At 61.9% G+C, this 15,545-nt stretch carries 14 protein-coding genes; 4 read left to right on the top strand and 10 right to left on the bottom strand.

The window, feature by feature from the left end; genetic code table 11:
* Nucleotides 1-66 precede the first annotated feature (66 nt).
* The 8 genes from NKI95_RS31530 to NKI95_RS31495 all read right to left on the bottom strand — a co-directional run bounded on the left by NKI95_RS31530 (nucleotide 67) and on the right by NKI95_RS31495 (nucleotide 9,365).
* On the bottom strand, nucleotides 67-1,695 hold the full coding sequence (locus tag NKI95_RS31530; RefSeq protein ID WP_352721720.1) for an ABC transporter ATP-binding protein: 1,629 nt from the start codon (nucleotides 1,693-1,695) through the stop codon (nucleotides 67-69).
* Nucleotides 1,692-2,192 carry a type II toxin-antitoxin system VapC family toxin gene (locus tag NKI95_RS31525; protein ID WP_352721718.1) on the bottom strand — a complete coding sequence of 167 codons (501 nt, stop codon included), beginning with the start codon at nucleotides 2,190-2,192 and terminating at the stop codon, nucleotides 1,692-1,694. The genes NKI95_RS31530 and NKI95_RS31525 overlap by 4 nt, the downstream gene beginning before the upstream one ends.
* Nucleotides 2,192-2,425: a hypothetical protein gene (locus NKI95_RS31520; RefSeq protein WP_236379202.1), complete on the bottom strand. Its 234-nt coding sequence runs from the start codon at nucleotides 2,423-2,425 to the stop codon at nucleotides 2,192-2,194. The genes NKI95_RS31525 and NKI95_RS31520 overlap by 1 nt, the downstream gene beginning before the upstream one ends.
* Nucleotides 2,426-2,522: 97 nt before the next feature.
* Nucleotides 2,523-3,662, bottom strand: a complete 1,140-nt coding sequence (locus NKI95_RS31515; protein ID WP_292662261.1) for an ABC transporter permease — start codon at nucleotides 3,660-3,662, stop codon at nucleotides 2,523-2,525.
* On the bottom strand, nucleotides 3,662-4,756 hold the full coding sequence (locus NKI95_RS31510; protein ID WP_292662264.1) for a microcin C ABC transporter permease YejB: 1,095 nt from the start codon (nucleotides 4,754-4,756) through the stop codon (nucleotides 3,662-3,664). Before NKI95_RS31510 ends, NKI95_RS31515 begins: the two co-directional genes overlap by 1 nt.
* Nucleotides 4,757-4,786: 30 nt before the next feature.
* Complete coding sequence (locus NKI95_RS31505) at nucleotides 4,787-6,655, bottom strand: extracellular solute-binding protein (protein ID WP_352721716.1); 1,869 nt, start codon at nucleotides 6,653-6,655, stop codon at nucleotides 4,787-4,789.
* Nucleotides 6,655-8,538 carry an extracellular solute-binding protein gene (locus NKI95_RS31500; RefSeq protein WP_352721715.1) on the bottom strand — a complete coding sequence of 628 codons (1,884 nt, stop codon included), beginning with the start codon at nucleotides 8,536-8,538 and terminating at the stop codon, nucleotides 6,655-6,657. The genes NKI95_RS31505 and NKI95_RS31500 overlap by 1 nt, the downstream gene beginning before the upstream one ends.
* 173 nt (nucleotides 8,539-8,711) lie before the next feature.
* Nucleotides 8,712-9,365 (bottom strand): c-type cytochrome, encoded by a 654-nt coding sequence (locus NKI95_RS31495; protein WP_352467475.1) that lies wholly within the window; start codon nucleotides 9,363-9,365, stop codon nucleotides 8,712-8,714.
* Between the two features lie 192 nt (nucleotides 9,366-9,557).
* Here NKI95_RS31495 and NKI95_RS31490 point away from each other — a divergent pair, with 192 nt between their 5' ends.
* A complete protein-coding gene (locus NKI95_RS31490; protein ID WP_352721714.1) occupies nucleotides 9,558-10,286 on the top strand; it encodes a 3-deoxy-manno-octulosonate cytidylyltransferase in 729 nt (242 codons plus the stop codon).
* Between the two features lie 32 nt (nucleotides 10,287-10,318).
* Nucleotides 10,319-11,182, top strand: coding sequence for a prephenate dehydratase (locus tag NKI95_RS31485; RefSeq protein WP_352721712.1), 864 nt, complete (start codon nucleotides 10,319-10,321; stop codon nucleotides 11,180-11,182).
* Nucleotides 11,183-11,189: 7 nt separating this feature from the next.
* On the opposite strand, the gene NKI95_RS31480 is transcribed toward NKI95_RS31485, so the two are convergent.
* The gene (locus tag NKI95_RS31480) at nucleotides 11,190-11,546 is read right to left on the bottom strand and encodes a hypothetical protein (protein ID WP_352721710.1); all 357 of its coding nucleotides are present in this window, start codon (nucleotides 11,544-11,546) and stop codon (nucleotides 11,190-11,192) included.
* Between the two features lie 54 nt (nucleotides 11,547-11,600).
* Nucleotides 11,601-12,545: a class I SAM-dependent DNA methyltransferase gene (locus NKI95_RS31475; RefSeq protein WP_352721709.1), complete on the bottom strand. Its 945-nt coding sequence runs from the start codon at nucleotides 12,543-12,545 to the stop codon at nucleotides 11,601-11,603.
* 107 nt (nucleotides 12,546-12,652) lie between these two features.
* Between NKI95_RS31475 and NKI95_RS31470 the strand changes: the two genes are divergently transcribed.
* Nucleotides 12,653-13,663 (top strand): ligase-associated DNA damage response exonuclease, encoded by a 1,011-nt coding sequence (locus NKI95_RS31470; protein WP_352721707.1) that lies wholly within the window; start codon nucleotides 12,653-12,655, stop codon nucleotides 13,661-13,663.
* Between the two features lie 97 nt (nucleotides 13,664-13,760).
* Entirely contained in the window at nucleotides 13,761-15,362 is a 1,602-nt protein-coding gene (locus NKI95_RS31465) for a cisplatin damage response ATP-dependent DNA ligase (RefSeq protein ID WP_352721706.1), read from the top strand.
* Nucleotides 15,363-15,545 lie beyond the last annotated feature (183 nt).

Here is a 15,545-nt window from a genome sequence, read left to right as displayed (position 1 = left end):
CGTTCGCGTCCCAACGTGCAAGGGCGCGGCAGCGTTTTGATTTTGTGCATGATCTCTGGCGAAAATCTACTCGCTGACGATGCCGACCGGCGCCGTTTCGATCTTGAAGGCGGCCGAGATCAACGCCTTTGTATAGTCGGTCCGCGGGTTGCCAAAAATCTGTTCGGAAGGGCCGGCCTCGACGATCCTGCCATTGCGCATGACGATGACTTCGTTGGCCAGCGCGCGGATGACCCTCAGATCGTGGCTGATGAAGAGGTAGGCGAGGTCATGCTTGGCCTGCAGGCTGCGCAAGAGGTCGACGACCTGCGCCTGCACGCTCATGTCGAGCGCCGAGGTCGGCTCGTCCAGCATGACGAAGCGCGGGTTGAGCACCATGGCGCGCGCGATTGCGACGCGCTGGCGCTGGCCGCCGGAGAATTCGTGCGGATAGCGGTTGCGCGTCGCCGGATCGAGGCCGACTTCCTTCAGCACGTCGACGACACGCTCGTCGCGCGCATCGGGCGACAGTTTCGGCTCGTGGATCTTCAACCCTTCCTCGATGATCTCGGCGACCGACATACGCGGGCTGAGCGAACCGAACGGATCCTGGAAGACGATCTGCAGCTCGCGCCGCAGCGGCCGCATTTCGTTGAAGGACAGCTGATCGATGCCGCGTCCGTTGAACTGGATGGTCCCGGTCGACGAGATCATCCTGGCCAGCGCCAGGCCGAGCGTCGTCTTGCCGGAACCGGATTCGCCGACGACGCCAAGCGTCTGGCCGGCCCGCACCGTGACGTCGATGCCGTCGACCGCCTTCACATTGTCGACGGTGCGCCGGAAGAAGCCCTTCTTGATCGGAAACCAGACCTTGACCTCCTTGCCGACCATCACCGGCTTGGCGGTTTGGTTGGCCGCCGGCGGCTTGCCTTTCGGCTCGGCGGCAAGCAGATGCCGCGTGTAGGCGTGCTGCGGATTGGCGAATATCTCCTTGGTCGGGCCGGTCTCGACGATCTTGCCCTTGGTCATCACGCAGACCCGGTCGGCGATCTTCCTGACGATGCCGAGATCGTGGGTGATGAACAGCATCGACATGTTCTTGCGGCTTTTCAGGCCGGCGAGCAGTTCGAGGATCTGCGCCTGGACGGTGACGTCGAGCGCCGTCGTCGGCTCGTCGGCGATCAAGAGTTCAGGCTCATTGGCCAGCGCCATGGCGATCATGACGCGCTGGCGCTGGCCGCCGGAAAGCTGGTGCGGATAGGCGTCGAGCCGTTTCTCCGGTTCGCGGATGCCGACCTCGTGCAGAAGTTCCAGCGTGCGCGCCTTGGCTTTGCGGTCCCCCAGGCCCTGGTGCAGCTTTAGCACCTCGACGATCTGCTGCTCGATCGTATGCAGCGGGTTGAGCGACGTCATCGGTTCCTGGAAGATCATGGTGATCTTGTTGCCGCGCACCCGGCGCAGGTCCTTCTCGTCGGCGGCAAGCAGGTCGGCGCCGAGGAACAGGATCTTTCCCGACGGGTGGCTGGCGGTCGGATAGGGCAGCAACTTCAGCACCGACAGCGCGGTGACCGACTTGCCGGAGCCGGACTCGCCGACCAGCGCGACCGTCTCGCCCTTGGCGAGGTCGAAGGAGATATGGTCGACGGCGATCGACTGGTCGCCGCCTTGCGTGAAGGCGACGCTGAGGTCTTGTACGGAAAGGAGAGAGGCGGTCATGGCTCAATTTCCGCGACAACCCTGTCCAAGGCGGAAATTTCCGGTCGTATGATCGAAATTTTGGCTGCCATTTGAGGGGGAACGAGACGATTTGGCGCGATAGAATAGGTCTCTTTCAATCTCGTATCCGCAGTCAGAAATTGGGTGCAGCCGAAGTGCATCGCTGTGGAGAGATGGATCGCGTCCGGTAATCTCAAGGAAACGAATTCCGAACGCAACTGTGCTGCGTGCCAGAGAACCTCGCGAGTTACCGCCCCAATTGAGATGAAGGCGTTGCCGATTGATATATTGTCGTAGAGTTCGATCAGTCGCTCATTGTTCTTTCTCAAGGGATCGACCATCAACTCTGCGAGGACGATCTCACTCGTCGTCAGGAAAGGCTGCTTTCTGCCCCCGTTCAGTGAAATGACCTGAAGCAGTTTTTTTGCAAGCGCATCGTTGTTTTCAAAGGCATAGATGAAAATATTGGTATCGACATAAATCCGGACTGCAGCCATCAATCCTCCCACTCATCGCGGAGGGCACGAACACGCGCGACAGCCTCGTCGAGGCTTGTTCCCGGCGCGTTGGCCTGAGCATTCCGCATGAGTTCAAGCAATTGTTCGCGGCCAAGAGGCCTGTTGGCCTCCTCTTCCACTGTCACTTTGACCGAAGCGCTCGGAGCTATGCCTTTTCGCAGTTCATCCGGGAGCTTCGATGCCGGGTAGTGTTCAAGGATGACCCTATTCATAACCCTTTCCTTCCCCAACGCCTTGAGGATACGTCCGCTTTTGTCCGGATTGCCATTCTCGGGAATATAACATGCCGAATGCCAGCCCGCATCGCCCTCATCTGAACGTCTTGCGCGGATCGAAGGCGTCGCGCGTGGCCTCGCCGACGAAGACCAACAGCGACAGCATCAGCGAGATGACGACGAAGCCGGAAATGCCGAGCCATGGCGCGTTGAGATTGCGCTGCGCCTGCTTCAACAGCTCGCCGAGCGAGGCGGCGCCGGGCGGCAGGCCGAAGCCGAGATAGTCGAGCGAGGTCAGCGTCGAGATCGAGCCGCTGAGCAGGAAGGGCAGGAAGGTCAGCGTCGCCACCATGGCGTTGGGCAGCAGATGCCGGAACATGATGGTGACGTTGGACACGCCGAGCGCGCGCGCCGCATTGACATATTCGAAGTTGCGGGCGCGCAGGAACTCGGCCCGGACCACGCCGACCAGTGCCACCCAGGAAAACAGCAGCATCAGCCCGAGCAGGATGAAGAAGCCGGGCGGCAGGATGGCAGCAACGATCAAGAGCAGATACAGCACCGGGATGGCCGACCAAATCTCGATGAAGCGCTGGAACAGAAGGTCGGTCCAGCCGCCGAAATAGCCCTGCAAGGCGCCGGCCGCCACACCGATCAGCGCCGAGCCGGCAGTCAGGATCAGGCCGAACAGCACCGAGACCCTGAACCCGTAGATGACGCGCGCCAGCACGTCGCGGGCCTGGTCGTCGGTGCCGAGCCAGTTCCAGTTGCCGACGATGCAATTGGGGTCCGCCTCGCCTTTCGGATACTGGTTGCAGCGCGTTTTCTTGTCGTAGAGCCAGGACGGCTTGGTCGGTGCTGCCTCTGGAATGGAGTTGTTGACGGTCTGGTAGGAGTAGCGCACCGGCGGCCAGATCATCCAGCCATTGGCATTGATCTCGTCCTGGATGACCGGGTCGCGGTAGTCGGTGACCGCATAGAAGCCGCCGAACTTCTCCTCGGGATAGGCGACCAGGACCGGAAACAGGATCTCGCCCTTGTAGGAGGCGATGATCGGCTTGTCGTTGGCGACCAGTTCCGAACCCAGCGACAGCACGAACAGGAACAGGAAGATCCACAACGACCAGTAGCCGCGCCGGTTGGACTTGAAGTTCTGCAGGCGCCGCTGGTTGAGCGGCGACAGAAAGGGCCGCGCGATCCGTGCCGGCGCCGTTTCGGCTGTGGCCTGCGCCATCAGACGTCTCTCCGCTCGAAATCGATGCGCGGATCGACCCAGGTGTAGATCAGGTCGGACAACAGCCCGACGAACAGGCCAAGCAGCGAGAAGATGTAGAGATTGGCGAAGACCACCGGATAGTCGCGCTGCACCACCGAGTTGAAGCCGAGCAGGCCGAGCCCATCGAGCGAAAAGATGTTCTCGATCAGCAGCGAACCGGTGAAGAACGCCGAGATGAAGGCACCGGGGAAGCCGGCGATGACGATCAGCATGGCGTTGCGAAAGACGTGGCCGTAGAGCACCCGCCGTTCCGACAGGCCCTTGGCGCGGGCGGTGACCACATATTGCTTGCGGATTTCCTCGAGGAAGGAATTCTTGGTCAAAAGCGTCGTCGTGGCGAAGGCCGACAGCACCAGCGCCGTCAACGGCAAGGTCATGTGCCAGAAATAGTCGCCGATCCGCGCCGGCCATGACAATTGGTCCCAATTGTCCGAGGTGATTCCGCGCAACGGAAACCAGTCCCAGAACGAGCCGCCGGCAAACAGCACCATCAGCAATATGCCGAACAGGAAACCCGGAATGGCGTAGCCGACGATGACGACGCCGCTGGTCCAGACATCGAAGGTGGAGCCGTCCTTGACTGCCTTGCGGATGCCGAGCGGGATCGAGATCAAATAGGACAAAAGCGTGATCCACAGCCCGATCGAGATCGACACCGGCATCTTTTCCAGGATCAGGTCGAGCACCGATATGTCGCGGAAATAGCTGTCGCCGAAATCGAAACGGAGATAGTTCCACAGCATCATGCCGAAACGCTCGAGCGGCGGCTTGTCGAAGCCGAACTGTTTCTCCAGCTTCTTGATGAATTCCGGATCGAGCCCTTGCGCACCGCGATATTTCGAGCCGACGTCGCCGGCCACATCGAAATTGGCGCCGCCGGCATCACCCCCGCCGCCGCCGAGGCGATCGCTGCCGCCCTGGTTGGTCAGCCTGGCGATGACCTGCTCGACCGGCCCGCCCGGAGCAAACTGGATGACGGCAAATGACACCGCCATGATGCCGAACAGGGTCGGGATCATCAACAGGATGCGGCGCAGTATATAGGCGCCCATCAGGCTCTCTGCCTCGCTTGTGCGAAAATCTCAGGCTTTGCCAATCTGTGCCGCCTTGTCTTTGTCGAACCACCACAACGTCTCGACCGGAAAGCCGTAATCCGGCTTCTGAGCGGGAAAGCCGAACATGTCCCAATAGGCCGCTCGGTGATTCGCCTGATAATATGTTGGAATCCAGTCGAGCCGCGCGCGCAAGACCCGATCGAGGGCATTGAGCGCGGTGACGAGTTCGATGCGGGTCTGCGCCTTGCCGGCTGCCTCGATCAGCGCGTCGATGGCTTTGCTTTCCGTACCTGGATAGTTGCGCATCCCCGGCGTTTTCGCCATCCGCGAAGCATAGAGGATCTCTAAACCGTCGGTGGTGGGCGTCGCCCCGATCAACCATGCGAGCATGTTGAAGTCGAAGTCGAAATTGCTCTGCCGCGCTTCAAATTGCGTCGAATCGACCTGCCGGACCGAAGCGTCGATGCCAATCGCCTTCATATTCTCGGACCAGGGCGCCAACATGCGAACCAGGCCCTCGTCCTCGGCCAGCATTTCCACCTGCAGCCGCTCGCCTTTATCGTTGACGACGAAATTGCCCGCTCGCTTCCAGCCGGCTTCGGCAAGCAGCCTCGAAGCCTCGCGTAGCAACTTACGGTCATGGCCAGAACCGTCGGAGACGGGTTGCATCACCGGTTCGCCAAAGGTCTCCGGCGGCAACTCGGCTCGAAATGGCTCCAGCAGTTTCAGTTCCTGGGGCGAGGGTAGGCCCTCGGCCTTGTAATCCGATCGTTCGAAGTTCGATTGCGAACGCTCGTAGGCGCCGAAAAACAGCACCCGCCTGGTCCATTCGAAGTCGAAGCAATAGGCGATTGCCCGTCTCACGCGTATGTCGCGGAATTGTGGACGGCGCTGGTTCAGCGCGACAGCCTGCATGGAGGGCGATTTCTCGCCGGGAAATTCCCGTTTGATGACCCTGCCATCCTTCAGCGCTGGAAAGTCGTAACCGGTCGCCCACACCCGCGATGTGAATTCTTCGCGAAAATGCGTGTCCCCTTTCTTGAAAGCTTCAAACGCTGCCTGGCGATCAAGATAGAAATCGATGCGGATGCGGTCGAAATTATTAAGCCCGCGGTTCACGGCCAGATCGCGGCCCCAATAATCGGCGACGCGTTCATATTCGACAGTCTGCCCGGCCGCGACCCGTCCCGCCCTGTATGGTCCGGAGCTAAGCGGTGGGGTTAACGTCGAGGCGTCGAAATCGTTGGCCGTGTAGAAGGCTTTCGACACGATCGGCATAACAACGATGGCGAGGATATTCTGCGCGGACTGTTGGCCGTTGAAGGCAAGGCTGACTGTAAGCGGATCGATTGCGACCGCATCCGTCATATGCCGCAGCGGTTGGGAAAGATTCGGATGTCCGCGCTCTTTGTAGAGGTTCAATGCGAAGGCAACGTCCTCCGCGGTTAGCGGCGAGCCGTCATGGAAGCGGGCTTGTGGCCGCAGGCTGAAGCGGAAGCCATTGCGGTCCTGCGACAAGGTAACGGATTCGGCAAGCAGGCCGTAGACCGCATCCGGCTCGTCAAGTGCGCTTGTCATCAGCGAATCGAAACAGAGCTCGGTGCGCGGCGGCGAATCCCCCTTCAACACCAGCGAGTTCAACGTGTTGAAAGTCAGGAAGCTTTGATTGAAGGTAGCGTTCGGCGGGGCGAAATTCATCCGGCCGCCCTTGGGAGCGTCCGGGTTGACATAGTCGAAATGCTTGAAATCCGGCGCGTATTTGAGATCGCCGAAGGCGGACAGGCCGTGCAGTTTCACGCCGGTCGGGATCGTGGCGAAAGCCCGGCCGGGCAGCCATGCAGCTGCCGCGGCGGCACCGCCCAGGGCGAGGAAGTAGCGACGGGGCAGCGCCGCCATCAATTGCCACTCTTGTATTTGGCCGCCAGCGCCTTTTCCTTGTCCGGATCGATCCACCAGGAATCCGTGTCCACGCCTAAATAGGCAGGCTGCTTTTCAGGCATGCCGAACTTGTTCCAGTAGGCCAGCCAGACCACCGGCCTATGCCATTGCGGCACGACATAGTAGTTCCATAATAGAACTCGGTCGAGCGCATGGGTGGCAGCAACCAGATCGTCGCGGTCGGTGGCGTAGATAACGCGGTCGACCAGCGCGTCGACAATCGGATCCTTAATGCCCATCAGATTGCGTGAGCCAGGTGCGTCGGCGGCTTTTGAACTCCAGAAGTCGCGTTGCTCGTTGCCGGGCGAATCCGACTGTGGGAAGATCCCCGTCACCATGTCGAAGTCGAAGCTGCGGGTGCGGTTCACATATTGACTGGGGTCAACAATGCGAAGTGCGGCATCAATACCGATCTTTCGCAAATTATCGACGTAGGGATTTGCGATGACTTCGTCTGTCGGGTCCCGTCCCAGGATCTCCAGCTTGAATTGCTGGCCCGTTTGGGCATTGACCATTTTGCCGCCCTTGATGACCCAACCAGCCTTGGCGAACAGGTCGACCGCGGACTTCAGGTATTTACGCTCCGCCTGCGGCGTGTCGTAGACCGGCAGTTTGAATTCCTCGGTGAACACTTCAGGCGGCAGCTTGTCACGATATTGCTCGAGAATCTCCAGCTCCTTGCCTTTCGGCAGGCCGCTGGACGCCAGGTCGGTGCCCTGGAAATAGCTGCTCGTGCGGGTGTTAAGACCGAAGAACAGCGTACGATTCATGCTTTCGAAATCGAGCACGTCGGTCAACGCCTCGCGTATGCGTCGATCCTGAAACTGCGGACGTCGCAGATTAAGCGCGAAACCCTGCATCGGCTCGGGCGACTCGGTCTTGAACTCCCTCTTGATGACGTCGCCTTGCTTGATCGCGGGAAAGTTATACGCCGTCGACCAGCGTCTGGAGCTGTTTTCCGCGTTGATGTCCTCAAGCCCTCCCTTGGTGAATGCCTGCCAAGCTGCATTCTCATCGAGGATGTAGGTGTACCGCTTCGTGTCGAAATTCTCTCGGCCGATCTTCACCGGCAACTTGGCGGCCCAATAGTCAGGCACGCGCTGCCATACAATTTCCGAACCTGGCTTGAAGCTGGCGATCTTGTAGGCGGCCGAACCCAGCGGCGGCTCCAGCGTCGGCCGGGTGACGTCGCGCTTCGTGCCGTTGGCGTCATTGCCTTCCCACCAGTGCTTGGGCAGTACGACGAGATCGCCGAGAATCTTGGGCAGTTCGCGATTGCCCTTCTGGCTGAAATGGAACTCGACCTCTCGATCGGAGATTGCGACCGCATCGGTAACGTTCTCGAAATAACGGCTATATTGCGGGCTGTTGGCCTTTAGCACCTGGAACGACCAGATCACGTCGTCGACGGTAATCGGCTGACCGTCATGCCACTTCGCCCGCGGATCGAGCCGGTAGGTCGCCGAGGAATAATCGGCCGGATATTTATAGGCTTCAGCGACCAGCGAATGGCTGGTGCTGCCTTCGTCGGTCGCCTGCTCCATTAGCGTGTCGTAGAGCAGACCGCCGCCAAAAGGGACGAAGCCAGCGGCGGCAGAACCCTGGACGATGTAGGGATTGAAGCTGTCAAACGTGCCGGGCGCCACCGAATTCAGCGTGCCGCCCTTTGGTGCATCTGGATTGACATAATCGTAGTGTTTGAAATTGTCGCCGTATTTGGATTCGCCGATCAGCGACGAGGTCGTGCGCCATTCGTCCGCGAAGGCCGCCTGCAGGCCGCCGGCAAAAGCAGCCAGCATCAGCACCGATTTCAGAAGCGTCCGCGCTCGGCCAACCGTCATGCGTTCTCCCCTTCGCGATATAGCGCCGTCACCATAGCGTCTGGGCCCAATCTAGATCATTTGGCGCCGCTGAAAACCGCAACCGAGCGGCTTTGTCGTCGCATATGCATTTTTCCTAACGAAAAAGCCGGGCTGAACCCGGCTTTTTCAAGGATTATGTCATTACAGTTTTGTTATTTTGCGGGTGCGGCCGGAGCGGCTGGCGCCGCGCCTTCTGCCGGCTTGGCAGGGGCTGCACCTTCGGCCGGCTTGGCGGGCGCGTTCTCGGCCGAGGCGCCGGGTGCCGGCAGCGGCTTCGGATTGTCCGACAGCGTGCGCAGATAGGCGATGACGTTGGCGCGGTCCTCATCTTTCGGCAGGCCGGCGAAGCCCATCGCCGTGCCCTTCACGAACTTCTTCGGCGAGGTGATGAAGTGGTTCAGGTTGTCGTAGGTCCACTTCTCGCTGCCGCCCTTGGAGAACTCTTTCATGCCGGCAGAATAGGCAAAGCCCTCATGCTCGGCGACCGGACGGTCGATGATGTCCCACAGATCGGGCCCGACCTTGTTGGGGCCGCCCTTTTCGCCGGAATGACACGCCTGGCATTTCTTGAAGATGGCGGCGCCGGCTTCGGCGTTGGCGGTGGTCAGCAGCTCGGCGATCGGCTTGGCCTCCGCGGCGGGAGCGGCCGGGCCGCCTTCGGCGGGCTCGGTCGCCTCGATGGCGAAGCCGGGCTTTTCCGGCGCTGGAGAGGCAAACAGCGCGTCGGACACGATGCCAACGGAAAAGACAATGAACACGGTGCCGAGGAAAGCGGCGAGCAGCTTGTTGACTTCGTTGGAATCCATACGCCCCAGGCTCCCTTTTCCGGCGGACCGATCCGTCCACTCCGTCCGTCGGTATCGTGAACCACCCTGCGAGGCGGTCAAATCGCGCGGAAACTAGGTCTTTTGCTCCGGCGTTGCAACACCTATAAGGGCGCTGCCAGTGAGACCTTTTGCCACTTTTGTCCTCCTCTTTTTCGAGCCCCTGCCCGCCTCATGTCCACGCTCATCCTGATCCCGGCCCGCATGGCCTCGACCCGCCTGCCGGGCAAGCCGCTGGCCGACATTGCCGGCACTCCAATGATCGTCCACGTCGCCCGCCGCGCCGCCGAAGCGGGGCTCGGCCGGGTGGTCGTCGCCACCGATACGCAAGGCGTTGCGGAGGCGGTGCGCGCGCATGATTTCGAGGCGGTGATGACGCGGGCGGACCACGAAACCGGTTCCGACCGCATCTTCGAAGCGCTGACCATTCTCGACCCTGGCAACAGCGTCGAGACGATCGTCAATGTGCAGGGCGATCTGCCGACTATCGACCCCCTTATTATCGGCGCCGCGCTGAAGCCTTTCGAGGACGCTGCGGTCGATATCGCCACGCTCTGCGTCGAGATCGTCCGCGACGAGGAAAAGACCAATCCGAATGTCGTCAAGCTGGTCGGCTCGCCACTCTCGGCGACACGGCTCAGGGCGCTCTATTTCACCCGCGCCACCGCGCCCTGGGGCGAAGGCCCGCTCTACCATCATATCGGCCTCTATGCCTATCGCCGCGCCGCACTCGAACGCTTCGTTGCGCTGAGGCCGTCGCCGCTGGAGCGCCGCGAGCGGCTGGAGCAATTGCGGGCGCTGGAGGCCGGCATGCGCATCGATGCGGAGATCGTGCAGTCGGTGCCGCTTGGCGTCGATACGCCGGACGATCTCGAACGCGCCAGGGCGCTCCTTTCCAACTAAGAAATTCTTCCCCAATTCCCGAGACTCTGCGCATGCCTGAAAAGACCAACAAAATATCCTTCCAGGGCGAGCCGGGCGCCAATTCCGACACCGCCTGCCGCAACATGTTCCCGTCGATGGAGCCGTTGCCGTGCCCGACCTTCGAGGACGCCTTCAACGCGGTCGAGACCGGCAAGGCCGATCTGGCCATGATCCCGATCGAGAACACCATTGCCGGCCGCGTCGCCGACATCCATCACCTCTTGCCGGAATCGAAGCTGCACATCATCGGCGAATATTTCCTGCCGATCCACTTCCAGCTGATGGTGCTGCCCGGCGTCAGGCGCGACGAGATCAGGACCGTGCACAGCCACATCCACGCGCTCGGCCAATGCCGCAAATACATCCGCAAGAACGGCTGGAAGGCGACGGTTGCCGGCGACACCGCGGGCGCCGCCAAGATGGTCGCCGCGATGAAGGACCGCACCATGGCCGCGCTGGCGCCGGCGCTGGCCTCGACGCTCTACGGGCTCGACATCATCGAGGAGAATGTCGAGGACACCGACAGCAACGTCACCCGCTTCGTCGTGCTGACTAAGAACAAGCAATGGACCGAACGCCCCTCGGCCGACGCCAGGATGATGACGACCTTCATCTTCCGCGTCCGCAACGTGCCGGCGGCGCTCTACAAGGCGATGGGCGGATTCGCCACCAACGGCATCAACATGACCAAGCTGGAAAGCTACCAGCTCGGTGCGTTTACAGCGACGCTGTTCTACGCCGACATAGAGGGCCATCCCGACGATCCGCTGGTGAAGCTGGCACTCGACGAGTTGCGGTTTTTCTCGCGCGAGATGCGCATACTCGGCGTCTATCCCGCCAGCGCCTCGCGGGAGCAATGGAAGGTGGCGGATTAGGATCCGGTCAGGTCAGGCCGAACTTGTTCTGTTTGGCCGGCTTGCCGCATTCGCGGCGGCTGATCGACCGGTTCATGGCGTCGATCTTGCCGCTTGCCTGGTCGGCGTCACGCTTGGCTTTTGAGCGCGTGTCCGGCGTGAACGGGCCAAAGCCCGTCGCCGGGTTGGAGAAGGACGGCTTGGCGTCCACCGGCAAATGATATTGCTGCGCCAGGCCGTTTCGTTGCGCCAGCAATTGATCGCAAGGCACCTTGTCATATAGCAGCGAGGACTGGACGTTTTCGTCCTGCCGTTCGGACATCGAATTGCCGACGCAGCCGGCCATCGCCAGGCAAGACGCCAAGACCATCATGTTCCAGCGCATGAACGTGCTCCTTGTCTTTCGCAGCTGCCGCGCTCCTGCGCAGCGGCAGGAGTCTTAGCCAGATTTTACGCTGCCGGAAAGCAAGCTTGCCACTACGGCCAGCCCTTCGACCGGTTCGCGGCGATCCTGCCGGATAATCGTTGCCTGCAGCGACAGGACCGAAAAGCCGTTGGCGTCCAGAACCCGCTCTACATAGCTTTGCGAATGCGCGTAGCGGCGGGACGGCAGCAAGGCGAAATCGCCGCTGCCAGACGAGTCGCCGCCGGCGAGCGTCTCGACGGAGAACGCAAACAAACCGCCGCCGGCAAGCATTCCGGCAATCTTGTTCACCACCTTGTCGAGTGCGCCGACATAGATGAACACATCGGCCGCCGTAACCAGATCGGCTTTCGGGCCAGAATAGGAAAACTCCTGCAGGTCCGCCTTGACGAGCAGATCGTAGACACCCTTGGCGCGCGCCTGCCTCAGCATGCCGGCCGAGATGTCGTAACCCTCCAGCCGATCCGCTATCGGCCGCAGCTTCTGGCCCATGAGGCCGGTGCCGCAGCCGAGATCGAGCACCAGCGAAAACCGGCCCGCCCGTGCTGCCCGGATGGCGCGGTCGAGGCATTCGGGCAGACGATAGCCGAGCCTGTCGACCAGCTCACCCTCGAAGCTCCCGGCATAGTGGTCGTACAGCGTCTCGACAAAGGCGCTGGGCGGCGCCTGGGCCGCCGCTGTCCTGCCGATCAATTGCAGCTTGAGCACCGCGCCGAGCCTGTCCGCCGGGTCGAGCCGCAGTGCCGTCGTCCAGGCCTGCGCGGCGAGATCGGGCGCGCCCGCCGTCTCCTGCATCTCGCCGAGGCGGAACCAGCCGGCTGCCCATTGCGGCGCCAGTTCGAGCGCGCCGAGCAGCAATTCCGCCGCTGCCGCATGATCGCCGGATGCATAGAGCATTTCGGCATAGTCGGCGCGGCGGTCGGCGGTCAAATCGCCGGACGAGGTCTGGAGCGGTTTCATTGTGATCGAGTTCCGCCGGGTGTTGCAGCCGGCTTGCGCTCTATGCTGGAGTCAGCAGTGACTTACAACAGGCTTCCCGCGCCGGAATTAGCGCCTATCTTGGGGCCATGCGCGCCAGCGACCTGCTTCATCCCCGGCCGGAAGGGCTGTATTGCCCGCCCGGCGATTTCTTCATTGACCCGGTGCGGCCGGTCAACCGGGCGCTGATCACGCATGGCCATTCCGACCATGCCCGCTCCGGCCACCGCTCGGTGATGGCGACGCAGCAGACGCTCGACATTATGGGCCTGCGTTACGGCGAAGGTTTTGCCGGAACGACGCAAGCCGCGGTGCTCGGCGAGACGATTGCGCTTGGCGGTGTGGCCGTCAGCTTTCACCCGGCCGGCCATGTGCTGGGCTCGGCGCAGATCAAGGTGGCGCATCAAGGTACGTGCATCGTCGCGTCCGGCGACTATAAACGCCAGAAGGACGCGACCTGCGAGCCGTTCGAGCCGCTCAAATGCGACGTCTTCATCACCGAAGCGACGTTCGGCCTGCCGGTGTTCCGCCATCCGCCCGATAGCGAAGAGATCGCCCGGCTGCTGAGATCGACCGAGCAGTTTCCCGAGCGCACGCATCTGGTCGGCGCCTATGCGCTCGGCAAGGCGCAGCGCGTCATGCGCCTGCTGCGCGATGCCGGCTACGAAAAGCCGATCTACATCCATGGCGCGCTGGCCAAGCTCAGCGAGTATTACCAGAGCCAAAATATCGATCTCGGCACATTGGAACCGGCGACCGTCGAGACCGGCCAAAAAAGCGACTTTGCCGGCGCCATCGTCGTCGGCCCGCCATCCGCCTTCGCCGATCGCTGGGCGCGGCGTTTTCCCGATCCGATGTCGTGCTTCGCCTCAGGCTGGATGCGCATTCGCCAGCGCGCCAAGCAGGGCGGCGTCGAGCTGCCGCTGATCATCTCCGATCACTCCGACTGGGACGAACTGACGGCGACGATCAAGGAGACCGGCGCGGAAGAAATCTGGGTAACGCATGGCCGCGAGGAGGCGCTGGTGCGCTGGTGCGAACTCGAAGGCATCGCCGCCAGGCCACTGCATCTCGTCGGTTATGAGGACGAGGGCGATTGATGGCAATTGTTGAACCACCAATCGCGGGCGCCGCGATCCTTCACACCCCCCTCTGGGGTGTGACAGAGCGCAAACCTATCCTGTTGGCGCCCCTCCCATGAACCGCTTCGCCGAGCTTCTCGACCGTCTCGTCCTGACGCCGTCGCGCAATGGCAAGCTGACGCTTTTGACCGACTATTTCCGCAGCGTCGAGGATCCGGATCGCGGGCTGGCGCTGGCGGCCATCACCGGCGATCTGTCCATCGCCGCGGTCAAGCCGGCGATGCTGCGCACGCTGGTGATCGAGCGCATGGATCCGGTGCTGTTCGGCTATTCCTACGACTATGTCGGCGATCTGGCCGAGACCGTGTCGCTGGTCTGGCCGCAAGCGCCGGTCGATATTGCGAACCACGAGCCGACGCTGGCCGAGGTGGTGGCCAAGCTGCAGGCGGCGAGCCGTTCCGACGGGCCGCAAGTGCTGGCCCGGCTGCTCGACAGCGCCAGCACTTCGGCGCGCTTCGCCATCATAAAGCTGGTCACCGGCGGCCTGCGCATCGGCGTCTCGGCGCGGCTGGCCAAGCAGGCGCTGGCCGATTTCGGTAAGGTCGATATCGCCGAGATCGAGGAACTCTGGCACGGGCTGACGCCGCCTTATACGGCGCTGTTCGCCTGGCTGGAGGGCAAGGCGGAAAAACCCAGGAAAACGGCGCTGGCGCTGTTCAGGCCAGTGATGCTGTCGAATGCCGTCGGTGACGGCGATCTCGAAAAGCTCGACCCGGCCGACTACGCGGCCGAATGGAAATGGGACGGCATCCGCGTCCAGGCGGTTTGCGAAGGCGGCATTCGCCGGCTCTATTCGCGCACCGGCGACGATGTCTCCGGCGCCTTTCCGGACCTTGCCGAGGCGATGGATTTTTCCGGCGCCCTCGACGGCGAGCTTCTGGTCGGTGACCCCAGGCAGGCGACGGGCACCTTCTCGGACCTGCAGCAGCGGCTGAACCGCAAGAGCGTGTCACCCAAGATCCAGCAGCAATACCCGGCCTTCATGCGCTGCTACGATGCGCTGCAGATTGGTGACGAGGATGTGCGGGGATTGCCCTTCCGCGAACGGCGCGGCCGGCTTGAGGCCTTCGTGAGGACACTCGATCCGAGTCGCTTCGATATCTCACCACTGGTCGAATTCACCGACTGGCAGGCGCTGGAGGAATTGCGCCGCAAGCCGCTGCATCCGGTCATCGAAGGCGTCATGCTGAAGCGCTGGGATTCGCCTTATGTGGCCGGGCGGCCGAAGGGTCCGTGGTTCAAATGGAAGCGCGATCCGCACACGGTCGACGCGGTGCTGATGTATGCCCAGCGCGGCCACGGCAAGCGCTCGAGCTTCTATTCCGACTACACATTCGGCGTCTGGTCCGGGCCGGAAGGATCGGAGGAGCTGGTGCCGGTGGGAAAAGCCTATTTCGGCTTCACCGACGAGGAACTGAGGCAAATCGACAAATATGTCCGCGACAACACGATCGAGCGCTTCGGCCCGGTCCGCTCGGTGCGTGCCGACCGCAGGAACGGGCTGGTGCTTGAGGTAGCCTTCGAAGGGCTCAACCGCTCGACGCGGCACAAATCCGGCGTTGCCATGCGCTTTCCGCGCATTTCGCGGCTGCGCTGGGACAAGCCGGCGGCCGAAGCCGACCGCATCGAGACTCTGCAGGCGCTGCTCGATAGTTAATGCATGTCGCGCAAGGTGTGCAGCGGTTTTGCGATGACGACATGCGTCAAAACAAGAACCTAAAGCGTGTCGCATGAGGCAGGTCGAACGCGACGTGCTTTAGAGCGGTTCCCCCTTTGACGGAATCAAAGGGGATTCCAGATTTATCTGTTTTGTGATTCAAGATGCTGGCTGGAGTGGAGG

The organism is Mesorhizobium sp. M0306 (assembly GCF_040321655.1).
GTDB lineage: Bacteria > Pseudomonadota > Alphaproteobacteria > Rhizobiales > Rhizobiaceae > Mesorhizobium.
This window is presented reverse-complemented; position numbering and strand designations above follow the sequence as displayed.

Coding starts and splice junctions, on each gene's coding strand:
- NKI95_RS31520 (WP_236379202.1), bottom strand. CDS start 2,425: ATGAATAGGGTCATCCTTGAACACTACCCGGCATCGAAGCTCCCGGAT.
- NKI95_RS31475 (WP_352721709.1), bottom strand. CDS start 12,545: ATGAAACCGCTCCAGACCTCGTCCGGCGATTTGACCGCCGACCGCCGC.
- NKI95_RS31530 (WP_352721720.1), bottom strand. CDS start 1,695: ATGACCGCCTCTCTCCTTTCCGTACAAGACCTCAGCGTCGCCTTCACG.
- NKI95_RS31525 (WP_352721718.1), bottom strand. CDS start 2,192: ATGGCTGCAGTCCGGATTTATGTCGATACCAATATTTTCATCTATGCC.
- NKI95_RS31465 (WP_352721706.1), top strand. CDS start 13,761: ATGAACCGCTTCGCCGAGCTTCTCGACCGTCTCGTCCTGACGCCGTCG.
- NKI95_RS31505 (WP_352721716.1), bottom strand. CDS start 6,655: ATGGCGGCGCTGCCCCGTCGCTACTTCCTCGCCCTGGGCGGTGCCGCC.
- NKI95_RS31480 (WP_352721710.1), bottom strand. CDS start 11,546: ATGCGCTGGAACATGATGGTCTTGGCGTCTTGCCTGGCGATGGCCGGC.
- NKI95_RS31500 (WP_352721715.1), bottom strand. CDS start 8,538: ATGACGGTTGGCCGAGCGCGGACGCTTCTGAAATCGGTGCTGATGCTG.
- NKI95_RS31495 (WP_352467475.1), bottom strand. CDS start 9,365: ATGGATTCCAACGAAGTCAACAAGCTGCTCGCCGCTTTCCTCGGCACC.
- NKI95_RS31485 (WP_352721712.1), top strand. CDS start 10,319: ATGCCTGAAAAGACCAACAAAATATCCTTCCAGGGCGAGCCGGGCGCC.
- NKI95_RS31490 (WP_352721714.1), top strand. CDS start 9,558: ATGTCCACGCTCATCCTGATCCCGGCCCGCATGGCCTCGACCCGCCTG.
- NKI95_RS31515 (WP_292662261.1), bottom strand. CDS start 3,662: ATGGCGCAGGCCACAGCCGAAACGGCGCCGGCACGGATCGCGCGGCCC.
- NKI95_RS31470 (WP_352721707.1), top strand. CDS start 12,653: ATGCGCGCCAGCGACCTGCTTCATCCCCGGCCGGAAGGGCTGTATTGC.
- NKI95_RS31510 (WP_292662264.1), bottom strand. CDS start 4,756: ATGGGCGCCTATATACTGCGCCGCATCCTGTTGATGATCCCGACCCTG.